Below are 13,562 nucleotides of genomic sequence, written 5' to 3' on the forward strand. Positions count from 1 at the left end.
CTAAAACATTAAATTATAGTATGTTATTTCGGATGTTAGAATTTGGATTTTAATAAAATTAAAAAATATTTACAAAAATAAGTGTTTTACATAAATGAAATCAAAAAATGCTTTTAAATTTAAAAATGAAAAACCTACCAAACGCTCTCAAAATGTATAAATTATTTAAACTATTGCTTGTAATAACTGCAATTTTAATTACAAGTTGTAAACCTGCATCTAAAGTTTTAACAACAGATATTAAATGTGAATATCGTTCCAATCCTTTAGGAATTGACAATACAACTCCTCGTTTTAACTGGAAAATTGTTGATGCTCAAAAAGCACGCGGACAAAAACAAACGGCTTATCAAATTTTGGTAGCTAGTAGTATTCAAAATTTAGAAAGTAATAAAGGTGATATTTGGGATTCTGGAAAAACAGAAAGTTCAACATCAGTAAATAATGTATATCAGGGGGAAGCCTTAAAATCTGGTCAACAATATTATTGGAAAGTTAAGGTTTGGGATGTTTCAGGAAATGCTTCAAATTGGAGTGAAACTGGAAAATTCTCAATGGGACTTTTACAACCAGAAGATTGGAAAGGAGATTGGATTTATAAAAGCGATCAACAAAAAACAGATCATAACTGGTACAGAAAAACTTTTAAGCTAGACGCAAAAGCTATATCAGCTTTTGTATATGTAGGTTCTTTTGGTTATCACGAATTGTACGTAAATGGCAATAAGGTAACAGATAATGTGATGAATCCTGTTTCATCTTATATGAAAAAACGAATTCCTTATTTAACTTATGATATTACTCAATTTTTAAATGAAGGCGACAATGTAATTGCCATTTGGCATGCAGCAGGTTGGGCAAGATGGGATCGCATTACCGAGTATCGAAATCCACCGTTTGTGTTTAAAGCACAAGCCAATATTTTAACTAATAACGGTGAAATGGTTTTAGGAACTGATGAAACTTGGAAATGTAAAAAAAGCCATAGCGCTTATTATGGCGATTGGGATATTTTAGATTTTGGTGGTGAAACTATAGATGACAGATTAAAGGAAGATGATTGGAATACCGTTCCTTATAATGACACTGATTGGGCTTATGCAAGTATTTATAATGCTGAAGAATTAAATGCGAAACTAAAAGAAATAAACGACGCTGTTATAGTTAAAGAGGATAAATTAATAGGAAAAGATAAATTTCAAAATAGAAAATTTAGCAGTATTACCGCACAATTAAGTGCTCAAATGGTTGAGCCTCAGGTTAAATTCAAAAATATAAAGCCTATTGCTATCACCAAAAATGAAGATGGTACGTATCGAGTAGATATGGGTGAAAATTATACAGGTTTTTTTGAAATGGACTTGTTTCAAGGTAAAGAAGGAGATTCTATTTTGTTTGAAATTAGCGATGTAGAAGATGTGCGTTCTAATTGGAAGCAAAAAAGCAAATACATTTTTGGAAAATCGGGTAAAGGTACTTTTGCAAACCGATTTAACGTTGCTGGTGGGCGTTGGATTACTGTTTATGGACTTAATTATCAGCCTAATTTGGCCGATGTTAAAGGTTATGTTATAACAAGTAATCGTAAACTTATCAGTAAGTTCAATTCTTCAAGTGAACTGCTTAACAAAATTTATCAAATAAATTTAGACACCTATATCGCAAATACCATGGATGGTATTTTGGTCGATTGCCCACATCGTGAAAGACGCGGTTGGGGTGAAGTTACTGTAGCTGCTATGTATGGTGATGCACTTCCAAATTTTGAAAGTGGAGCCTATATGGATCAATATTTACAATTTACACGAGATGCACAATTGCCTGATGGTCAAATACGTGGTATTGTAAATGAAAACGACCGTCCTTTTTTAATGTGGAAAGCTAACAATCCGTTAACGGTTTGGGAAACTTACAGTATGTTGGGCGACAAAAAAGTGTTGGAAGACAATTATGAGTCCATGCAAAAATGGATGACTTGGATGTTTGAAAATTCTAATTATAAAACAGGTGGTGCATTAATTACAGGGAAACAAGAGTCGAGAACTTTCCCTGGTTTAGGCGATTGGTGTACACCTCGCGGAAATTTTTGGACCAGTAGTAACTCGCCTGAAGCCATTCATTTTAACAATTGTATTTATGCAGTAATGCTTGATAATGCTGAAAAAATGGCTTTAGAATTAGGAAAAACTGAAGATGCCAAAACCTATGCAAATCGTCTAAAAGTACAGCGAGAGGCTACTCATAAAATGACTTACAATACTGAAACAGGACAATATGGCAATGGTCAACAAGTCAATCAAGCTTTTGCTTTGTTATCGGGTGTTACCCCAGATTCTGAAAAGCAAAAAGTATATGATAATTTGGTAGATAATGTGTTGTATAAATTTCCTTATTACGATACAGGTAGCTCTGGTCAAGCATTGTATACACGTTATTTTATTGAATCGGGTGAACGTATGGATTTAATTTACGAACTGTTGCAAGACAAGCATCATCCAAGTTATGGTTATTTTATTGAGCAAGGAAAAACAGTATGGCCAGAGCGTTGGTCTGCTGTTGGAAACAGTCAAATTCATACGTGTTACACTGGTATTGGTGGTTATTTTATCAAAGGTTTTGGCGGTATTAGATCAAACCCTGAAAGTTTAGGAATGCAACATATGATTATAAAACCAGCATTAGTGGGCGATTTAACCTATGCAAATACTGAATACGAAAGCATGTATGGAAATGTGGTAGTAAACTGGACTAAGGAAGATAACGCTGCAATTTTTCATATTGAAGTTCCTGTAAATACAACTGCTAAAGTGTATTTGCCTGCTGTTGATAAAGAAAATGTTAAAGAAGGTGATGTTTTAGCAGAAAATTCAGAAGGAGTCAATTTTGTAGGTACTGAAAAAAGTGATGCTGTTGGAAATTACGTAATATATAATGTAGTATCTGGGGTTTACGATTTTAAAGTGAATGAACTTCCAAAAGTAACCTATCCAGAACCGTTAGGAACTTCAAAAAATTTAGCAACTTTAGGAAGAATGAATGCATCGTCTATGTTTATTGAAACTGAAAAGTTACCGGGTTTTGAAGCCTTTAAAGCAAATGATGAAAATATTGAAACGCGTTGGTTGGCTAACGACTTAAATAATCAATATTTAGAGGTGGAATGGGTAAAGCCACAAACTTTTAATAAAGTGGTTATTGATGAAGTTGAAAATAATATTTCAGCATATAAAATTCAATATTGGGAAAATGGATCGTGGAAAGATATTGTAAGTGAAACAAATTGTGGAGCTAATAAAGAGCATAGCTTCGAGTCAGTTACTGCTTCAAAATGTAGAATTTTTATTGTTGAAGCTAAAAAAGCAGTATCAATTTCAGAGATTAAAATTTGCAATTCGAAATAACCTTTTTAGGTTATAATTAGTATGATAAATTATTGAAAATACAAGAGCATGAAAAATAAGGTGATTTTATCAAATAAAGGCATAAGAATCAGTTCTATGCTAATGCTACTTTGCCTAGTTAATTTAAGTTCTTGCAGTGCTCAAAATAAAGTAGAAGCGTCCCAAGATTTATTTACAAGATTTCAAAAACCACCAGCCGAAGCGCGTCCTTTTGTGCGCTGGTGGTGGAATGGTAACAAAATAAAAACTCAAGAATTAGATAGAGAATTGGAGTCGCTAAAAAGTGTTGGTTTTGGTGGTGTGGAAATTAATCCAATTGCAATGCCAGTTGCGCCAGAAAATGAAGATGAATCTCTAGTTTGGATGAGTGATGAGTGGATTGATATGGTAGTCTATGCCTGTAAAAAAACGAAAGATTTAGGTATGATTTCCGATGTGATAGCAGGAACAGGTTGGCCATTTGGAGGTGAAGTCCTTAAGGATGATGAAACTTGCCAACGGATGGTTTCAGATTATATTTCTTATAAAGGCGAATCAGTTATAGAAATAGACGAAGCATCTTTAATAGCTATTTACAAAAATAAGTATGATAAAAGTAGATCTCAAGCACACATAAGCAAACGGACTACCTATAAATTATCATACCTTAAATTAATACCAGAACACTGCGAAGATGTAAGTCAAGTCATAGACCTTGAAAAATATGTAGCTACCAATGGTAAAATTAATTATCAAATAAAAGGGAAAGGTAATTATTTATTGTCGTTCGGTATTGTACAGCAAAATTTTAGAGATGTAACCCTTGGGGCTCCGGGTGGAGCAGGCCCTGTAATGGATCATTACAAGAAAGAAATGACCTTGGCTTATTTAAATAGATTAAAGAAAATATCTGAGCGATCGGGTTATCCTTTAAGCGATTTAATACGGGCTTTGTTTTGTGATAGTATAGAGGTCTCTGGCGCTAATTGGACAGATGGTTTTGATGATTTGTTTTACAACGCTTATGGTTATAAGTTAGATAATTGGAAGCCGTTTATTTTTTATGAAGCTAACCTTGATTATTCAAAAAATAAGTATTCTGAAAAATTCACTACTGAATTTATAGACCAATTAAAACGCGTGCGTTACGATTATAATAAGCTTTTAGTTGAAGTGTTTCTAAAAAATTTCACCCAGACCTACAAAGATTTTTGTGAAGAAAACAATATACTATGTCGTTATCAGGCTTATGGAACTCCTTTTTTGATGGGCATGTTAGATGGTTATATGATTCCCGATATACCCGAAAGTAACAATTGGATTTATACCGTTGAAATGAAAGATTCTGTTTGGGATTGGAAGCAATCTCATGGATACATGACTTGGAATATGTATGCATCTGCAGGTGCACATTTGTCAGGAAAGAAAATTACAAGTTGCGAAACCATGACCAATTTACAAGGTGTATTTAAAGCTACCCTTGAAGAAATAAAGCAACACGATGATATGAATTTTATTACAGGAATTAATCATTCGGTGCTACATGGCTATAATTATTCGCCGCCAGAAGTAGAATTTCCTGGCTGGATTCGCTTTGGAACTTATTTTAGTGAGCAAAATACATGGTGGAAACATTTGCAACATTGGGTAGATTATAACTCCAGATTGTCCTATGTATTTCAAAACTCTCAAGCTGATAAGTCTATTGCAATCGTAGGTCCAACCGCAGACATCTGGGGTGATAAAGGTTTGATTAGAGAACCTTTTCATATGGAACCAGAGTATTTGTATAGATTGTGGGAGCCTATAAGTCAATTAGGATATTCCGCTGAATATATTAATATTGGCATTCTTGAAAGGGCGACTACTAAAGATGGAAAAATTAAATATGGTAACATGACTTACAAGTTGTTAGTCCTAGCTAGTTTAAAATCTTTAAGTTCTAAGGCGGCAGCAAATATTAAAACATTTGTTGAGTCTGGCGGAAAAGTTGTTGTTATTGACCAATTACCAATAAAGTCTTTGCATTATTCAGAATTTGAAAAGAATGATGCGTTGGTTAAAGATATAATGACCAATTTATTAGTAAGTTACCCTAATTCATTCATTCAGACGAAACAACCAGAATCAATTGATGAATTGATTAGTTGGACGGAAAGTATTTTGAAAACAGCTCAATTAGAAGCTGATGTAGCTATAAGTAATCCAACTAAAAATGTCTATCAAATACATCAGTATACTAATGATAAAGATATCTATTTCTTCACCAATGTGAACCGCTTTGAAACAATAGCTTTTCACGCTAAATTTCCGGTTACTGGGAAATATCCATACATCTGGAATCCGGAAACTGGTGAGAAAAAACCCTATTATTTTGTGTCAAATTCAAATAAGCTAAGTATTACTTTAAATCCATTACAATCACTTTTATTAGTTTTTGAAAATGAAAAACCAAAAGTTAAAGCATTGAATATTGATACTGAAATAAAGAAATCAAAAACGTTGGATGTTAATTGGAAAGTCATTGGAAAACGAAAAGATGGAAAAACCTTTACTTGGAATATGTCAACTCTTGGAGATTTCAGTAAATCAATTGACAGTACTCAATACACTTTTGGAGGAGAAATAATTTATAAAACAACCATAAATAATTCAGAAGATTTTACACATTTGGATTTAGGAAATGTAAACGAAGGGGTAACAGAATTGTACATAAACGGACAAAAAGTAGGGAAACGTTGGTATGGAAAAGCAGTTTACGCGATTGCAGATTATCTTATAAAAGGAGATAATGAAATAGAAATTCATTATACCACAGTGCTAGCTAATTATGCAAAATCGCTTAAAAACAATGAAATGGTACATGAGTGGACAAAAAGATATAAAAATTTAGTTCCAACGGGTATGGAAGGGCCTGTAAAATTTTTAAAGTATTAATAATAGAGTAAAGAATATATTAAGAAAAAGTTATAAAAATGAAAGTAGGATTATTTGGTATCGGTTTAGATACTTATTGGCCTCAGTTTGAGGGATTATTACAACGTTTAGAAGGGTATCAAAATCAGATAGCTGATAAAATGAACGAATTTGGTGCGGAGGTAGTAAATGTAGGTTTGATTGATTCGCCTGTAAAAGCAAGAGAAGCAGCTGATAATTTAAAGAAAAATGATGTTGATATTGTGTTTTTATATGTTTCAACGTATGCTTTGTCGTCTACAGTGTTGCCTGTGGTTCAAAAACTAAAATGCCCTATTGTTATACTAAATATTCAACCAGTTGCCGCTATTGATTATGAAAATTTCAATAAAATGGGCGACCGTGGATTAATGACAGGTGAGTGGTTGGCGCATTGTCAGGCTTGTTCGGCTCCTGAAATTGCAAATGTTTTTAATCGTTCAGGTTTGGATTACGAATTTGTAACAGGGTATTTAGGTGAACAGGCTGTTTGGGATGATATTCAAGATTGGATTGATGCAGCTCATGTAGCTTCAGTAATGAATAACAATAGATTGGGCGTTTTAGGACATTATTACTGCGGAATGTTAGATGTGTATTCCGATTTAACAAAACAATCGGCTGCATTTGGTACACACATAGAAGTTGTTGAAATGTGCGAAGTAAAAAAATACAGAGATGAAGTTACTGAAATAGAGATAAAAGAGAAAATTCAAGAATTTTACAACACATTTGAAGTTGTTGCTGAATGTGAGGAAGCAGAATTGATTCGCGCAGCAAAAACATCTGTAGCGCTTGATAAATTGGTAGAAGCTCATAACCTTGGTTCTTTAGCTTATTATTATGAAGGTGAATCGGGTAATGAGTATGAAAATATTGTAACTTCAGTAATTGCAGGAAATACGTTGCTTACCGGAAAAAATGTGCCCGTTGCTGGTGAATATGAAGTGAAAAATGCACAAGCCATGAAAATTATGGATGCTTTTGGTGTTGGTGGTTCTTTCTCTGAATTTTACGCCATGGATTTTAACGATGATATCGTCATGTTGGGTCATGATGGACCAGCTCATTTCGCCATTGCTGAAGGAAAAGTTCAGTTAGTACCGCTTCCAGTATATCACGGAAAACCAGGTAAAGGGTTATCTATTCAAATGACTGTAAAACACGGACCTGTAACCTTATTGTCTGTTGTTGAAGGTAGAGATGAGGTATTTTTATTGGTTGCTGAAGGAGCGTCGGTTGAAGGACCAACTTTACAAATAGGAAATACAAACAGTCGTTATCGCTTTTCAATAGGCGCTAGAGCATTTATGAATGAATGGTCTAAACAAGGGCCAGCACATCATTGTGCTATTGGTGTTGGGCATATTGCTAATAAAATTGAAAAGCTAGGCAAGCTATTAAACCTAAAAGTGGTTAAGATTTGTTAGTGTTTGTTTAGGAAAATAATTTTTTTTAAATACTTCAATTAAGCGATTAGCAGCTAAAATATTATCCATAGTTAAATTAGTTGACAATGTTTTGGCTAATAACCAAGATAGTACAGGATAGAACACATGTAAGTTTGTTTTAAGTTTAGCGAATAAAAGTTAAATAACTCTAATTAATTAAAAGAGGATTTCAAAAATGAATATTGATTCAATTTTGCTTGTTTTGAGTTTTTCATTATAAACAATATTTTCTTTTAATTAAACTAATAATAGGGAAGGATTAAAGTAAATAGTAAGTGTTATTTAAATTATTAAAATTTAATATAAAAATGTTACTGTATCATCATGTTGAATCGTACTTTATTCATTATTGTAATAAAATTAATATGCATTATTGGTGTCGTTCAGGCCAAAGAAAGTCTGCCGGCACCAATTGGTCTTTCTGTTTCTGAAGGCTTTCTTAATCCTATTGGTTTTTATGATAGCAAGCCCACTTTTTCGTGGCAGCTACCACAAGCAAGTAACATAAAAAATCAAACTGCTTATGAAATAGTTGTGGCTTCTAGACCTGAATTATTAATGAAATCACCAGATGTGTGGTCATCAGGTAAGGTGATTTCAAATCAATCAGTGAATGTTTCTTTTGGAGGTAACGAACTTAAATCAAGACAAAAAATATATTGGCAGCTAAGGTATTGGAACCAAGAAGGTCATTCATCAAATTGGAGCGAGATAGCAAGTGTTGAAATGGGTTTGCTATCTAATTCAGATTGGAAAGCACAATGGATAAAAATTCCAGACCCAGACCAATGGAACACAACCAATTATGGTACACCATTATTCAAGCCACAATATTTAAGAAAACAGTTCAAACTAAATTCTAAAATAAAAAAAGCCCGCTTATACATTACAGCAAAAGGGGTTTTTGAAGCTAGTATTAATGGAAAAAAAATAGGGAATGATGTATTGACACCCGGTTGGACTCCCTATCACAAGCGTATTGAAACCCTTACTTATGACGTTACAGATGCTTTACAAAAAAACAAAAACACTATAGGGTTGATTTTGTCGGAAGGTTGGTATTCAGGTCGTTTTGGTCCACAAAGACGATGGGATACTGTAGTGTCACCACCCCAGATTATTTGCCAATTAGAAATAGAAGATATAAAAGGGAACTTAAAAACCATAGCGACAGACGGAACATGGAAAGCTTATAATAATGGACCAATTCGCACAGCAGGTTTGTATGATGGAGAAGTGTACAATGCTAATTATGAAATGAATGGATGGGATAGTATAAACTATGATGATGGTTTTTGGCAAAAAGTATCCGTTGAAAAAATGGATACTAAAACCAAATTGTTTCCAAAAAGACATGCAACAGTTAAAAGTAAAATGAAATTGCAAGCTGTTAAAATAACTATTCAAGAAGATAATCGTGTGTTGTTTGATTTGGGTCAAAATATGGTAGGCGTCGTTCAACTTAACATTCCTGTTAAAAAAGGTGATTCCATCAAACTAAGACATGGCGAGATGCTATCAAGCAATGGAGAACTATTTACTGGTAATCTTGGTTCTGCACCTTCAATAGATTATTACATCGCAAAAGAAAATGGAAGCATTTCTTGGCAACCAAAATTCACGTTTCATGGCTTTCGTTATGTTGAAGTGAGTGGGTATAGTAAAGAACATCAACCACAATTAAATTGGGTTACAGGAATGGTTCAGCATTCTGATTTTGATATGTCTGGCAATTTCCATTCATCACATACCAAATTAAATCAATTGCATAGTAATATCCAATGGGGCTTACGAGGAAATTTTTTTGACGTGCCTTTGGATTGTCCGCAACGCAGTGAGCGATTGGGTTGGACAGGTGATGCTCAGGTTTTTATTCCAACGTCGATGTATTTGGCCGATGCTCACGCTTTTTGGGCTGCTTGGCTTACTAGTATGAGAGAAGAACAGTTTAGCAATGGAGGTATTCCAGTAGTAGTTCCAAATTTTACGGGGAATTTTGCTCAGGCAGGATGGTCAGATGCATGTACAATCATTCCATGGGAATTGTATTTTAGAACAGGTGATAAGGGGGTTTTAGAAGATAATTACGACATGATGAAACGTTGGTGCGATTATCATGCATCCGAAGCAACAAATTACATTAGTCATATGTCAACTGTTGGCGATTGGCTGCAGCCTTTTTCTCAACAAAAAGATGACCGAAGAGGAGATACACCTAATACACTTATTTCTACGGCTTTTTATGCTTATTCAGTCAAATTAACCATGAAAACTGCTGAAGTTTTAGGTTTAGAAAAGGATAAAGCACATTTTCAGCAACTTCTCGATTCCATTTCATTGGCTTTTGAAAAGGAGTTTTTTGATGAAAATGGAAAAATAAAATCACCATATACGCCTACACAAACGGGTTACTTGTTAGCACTTGGTTTTGATATACTTCCAAAGGAAACAGCGGATAAAGCTATAATTCATTTGGTTGAGCTTATTCAAGAGGCCGATACTCATTTGCGCACAGGTTTTATTGGAACACCTTTGTTGGCTAATGTTTTGGATAAAACAGGGAATACGAATCTTCTTTACGATATTTTATTTAAAGAAACCTATCCTTCATGGTTTTATTCCATAAATCAAGGAGCTACAACCATGTGGGAAAGGTGGGATGGTTATACCCATGATAAAGGTTTTGCTGATAGAGCTATATCATTCAATCATTATGCTTATGGAGCTATTGGTCAATGGATGTACGAGCGCATTGCCGGTATTGCGCCTTTAGCACCTGGGTATAAGAAAATATTGTTTGCTCCAGTCCCCAATCAATTACTATCTGAAGCTAAAGGGGAATATAATTCACCTTACGGAAAAATTTCATCGGAATGGAAGTTTGTTGGTAGTGATTTTGTGTATAATATTACTATTCCATCCAATACAACTGCTAAGGTTATTATCCCAATATTTGGTAAAAAGAATCCAAATGTAATGCTAAACGGTAAGAAAGTCAGCCCAGAAATACATGAGGGTCAATTGATTTTAGACAATTTTCAAAGTGGAACTTTTGAGATAAAGTTTTACAACTTAAAATAGATGAAATTATCAATTTTTTAAAATTGAACATTAAAAACAAAAATGATGTAGTTAAAAATGAAGCCGAAAAAAATAGTTTTAATAATGAGGCATTATTCAATAAACTTATAAAACTTATAAAATTAAAAAAACGAAAAAAATGAAAAAAATCTTAAAATCAATCCACCATTTATTTTTTATAATGGTTTTTTTTGCAGCTGGTAATGCCATTGGGCAAACATCATTATTTTACGATAATTTTAATCAAACACCCGTAAACCCTATACTATCAAGTGGGCTACCGACGGCAAATTACACTGTTTGGACTACTGTAATACCAGCAAATGACAAAGGTGGAACAGTGATTATCGAGGATAACATACCTCAAGATGGAGTAATTAAGTTACTATCCATGGAGCATAAGGATATACAAACCGGGAATCGCGTAGAGGTTTCTGCTCCATTGTCGGTTTATAACGCACCATTTACCCCTACTTTAAATGCAAATACCAAAGATTTAGAGTGGACGTTTACCATGAAACAATACCGTAACAGTTCTGGAGGGGCTACTGGTTTTAATGGAGTTCAAACTGGTTTGGCTGTGGTATTGGCTGCCAATGGTCCAACCTGGGGGTCACAGCAAGGTTCAAATGCAAAGGGGTATGCAGTCACTTTTTTTAAACCTACTGGGCAAATGTATTGTGCCTCATTATCTCGTTTTAATGGTGGACTTTCAAACTCTACCGTGTTAATTGGTAATAAAGAAGAAGACGTTTTTAGTGAATTTAAAACCTGGATAACCGTAAAGGTTACTTACTCGCCAAGCAACAATGAGTGGAGCCTGTATTTCAGAGATGAGTATTCACAGGTTACAAAAGGAGATATTAATAACGCTAATGGTTTAAAATTGATAGGTTCAGTTGTAGATGCTACTTATACTAATATTGAGATGAGCCATTTTGGATTTGCTCTAAACACGCCTTCAACTACTACCTCAGCCAATTCAAATTCAATGTGTGTAGATGATTTTTCTGTAAAGGCCATTGATATCAATGCAGATAAATACAAGCTAAATACAAGTGTGTTAGGGGAAGGTGATGTTAGTGAAAATCCGCTAGCTGAAAGCCATAGTTTCGGAAGTGAAGTGGTGCTAACAGCTACTCCAAGGGAAGGATACATTTTTAAAGAATGGAGTGGCGATGTAAAGGGATTCCTTAACCCAACCACAGTAGTAGTAAATGCAGATATGAATGTGGTGGCTAATTTTATTCCAGTGCCTCAGGAGTTGGTCGAACCAAAGAAACTCATTCATTTTGATGAAAAATTGCTGGATGCTGTTAAGGATGAGATTGGAAAAGGAAACCCATTTTTTGTTGAGGCCTACAATTCATTAATTAGCGATGCGGAAAAAAATATGGATAAGGATGCTAATCCAGTTACCAACAAAACACTCTTACCTGCAAGTGGCGACATTCATGATTATTATAGTATAGGGCCTTATTTTTGGCCTGACCCGAATAAGCCTGATGGTTTACCTTGGATATATAAAGACGGGGAGGTAAATCCAGTAAGCATGGGATATGATACAGATCGTGTTCGGTTCGAAGATTTTGAGAAAGAACTGGAACAACTAATATTTGCCTACTATTTTTCCGATAATCCAAAATATGCCTTTAAAGCAATGGAGTATATGGATATATGGTTTGTAGATGAAGCAACAAAAATGAACCCAAATGTCAATTATGGATCGGCTCGTCCGGGTACAAATGATGGTGATCGTGTAGCGGTTCTTAATTTTGTAAAAATTCAATCGGTAATAACAGCCATGCAGATATTTGAAAACAAAGGCATACTTACTGAGAAAACTAAAGTAGGGGTTAATAAATGGATAGGTGAGTGGTCGGTATGGCTGCAAACCAGCGAAAAGGGTATAGCAGAACGAGCTTCGGGAAATAACCATGGTACTTGGTGCGACTATCAGTTAATGGGCTTGTTCCTTTATGAGGGAAACCTACAAAAAGCTAAAGATTTGGCCAATGAGTTTAAAACCAGACGCATTGCAAGCCAAATTGATACAGAAGGTAAACAAACGGAGGAGCTGAAGAGAACAAAAACGGTGAATTACTCAGCCATGAATTTATGGGCTATGACTTGGTTTGCTTATATGGCACAACAAGTAGATGTTGATATATGGAATTACAGCACCAGTGATGGTCGAAGCATTAAAAAAGCCTATAGCTTTTTAAAACCTTATGTATTAGATCCTGAAAGTTGGACCTTACCGAACATCTCAAATGGTGGCCCGGTAAACGCCATCAATACACTTTGGCGACCACTTTTTGGTAAAGCCATTACTATTTTTAGAGAAGATTTACTTCCATTAAATGAGAATACTTCTGATAATTTAACATCTGTGGAAAAGTTGCAATGGCCTCCAAAATCACAAATATATTTAACCCTCAGTGTGGCCTCAAATAAAGCAGAAAGTGTTTTAAATGTTTATCCAAACCCTAGTCGTTCAATAGTTCATATCGAAATGAAAATAGCAGGTGATAAGCATATTTCTATTTTTAATATGCAAGGACAAAAGGTTTGGGAAACATACACTGATCTAAACAAAATTGCTTTGAAAAAAGGGGGTGATTTGATACCGGGCATATACATTGTAAAAATTTCAGGCGAAAGCATTGTGCAGAAAAAAATTATCATACAATAA

General features: G+C 34.4%; 5 protein-coding genes. All 5 read left to right on the forward strand.

Annotated features, from left to right (window positions below; translation table 11 throughout):
* Nucleotides 1-125: 125 nt before the first annotated feature.
* A complete protein-coding gene (locus tag EC396_RS14420) occupies nt 126-3,401 on the forward strand; it encodes a family 78 glycoside hydrolase catalytic domain (protein ID WP_164975319.1) in 3,276 nt (1,091 codons plus the stop codon).
* 48 nt (nt 3,402-3,449) lie between these two features.
* Nucleotides 3,450-6,317: a glycosyl hydrolase gene (locus EC396_RS14425; RefSeq protein ID WP_129367340.1), complete on the forward strand. Its 2,868-nt coding sequence runs from the start codon at nt 3,450-3,452 to the stop codon at nt 6,315-6,317.
* Nucleotides 6,318-6,355: 38 nt separating this feature from the next.
* Nucleotides 6,356-7,765: an L-fucose/L-arabinose isomerase family protein gene (locus EC396_RS14430; RefSeq protein WP_129367342.1), complete on the forward strand. Its 1,410-nt coding sequence runs from the start codon at nt 6,356-6,358 to the stop codon at nt 7,763-7,765.
* Between the two features lie 345 nt (nt 7,766-8,110).
* Nucleotides 8,111-10,867, forward strand: a complete 2,757-nt coding sequence (locus EC396_RS14435; RefSeq protein WP_129367344.1) for a family 78 glycoside hydrolase catalytic domain — start codon at nt 8,111-8,113, stop codon at nt 10,865-10,867.
* A 181-nt stretch (nt 10,868-11,048) separates the two neighbouring features.
* Nucleotides 11,049-13,562, forward strand: a complete 2,514-nt coding sequence (locus EC396_RS14440; protein WP_164975320.1) for an alginate lyase family protein — start codon at nt 11,049-11,051, stop codon at nt 13,560-13,562.

Source organism: Lutibacter sp. HS1-25 (genome assembly GCF_004121075.1).
Classification (GTDB): Bacteria; Bacteroidota; Bacteroidia; order Flavobacteriales; family Flavobacteriaceae; genus Lutibacter.

Excerpts from the sequence above, each read along its gene's own strand:
- EC396_RS14440 (WP_164975320.1), top strand. The coding sequence starts at position 11,049 with ATGGTTTTTTTTGCAGCTGGTAATGCCATTGGGCAAACATCATTATTT.
- EC396_RS14425 (WP_129367340.1), top strand. The coding sequence starts at position 3,450 with ATGAAAAATAAGGTGATTTTATCAAATAAAGGCATAAGAATCAGTTCT.
- EC396_RS14430 (WP_129367342.1), top strand. The coding sequence starts at position 6,356 with ATGAAAGTAGGATTATTTGGTATCGGTTTAGATACTTATTGGCCTCAG.
- EC396_RS14420 (WP_164975319.1), top strand. The coding sequence starts at position 126 with ATGAAAAACCTACCAAACGCTCTCAAAATGTATAAATTATTTAAACTA.
- EC396_RS14435 (WP_129367344.1), top strand. The coding sequence starts at position 8,111 with ATGTTGAATCGTACTTTATTCATTATTGTAATAAAATTAATATGCATT.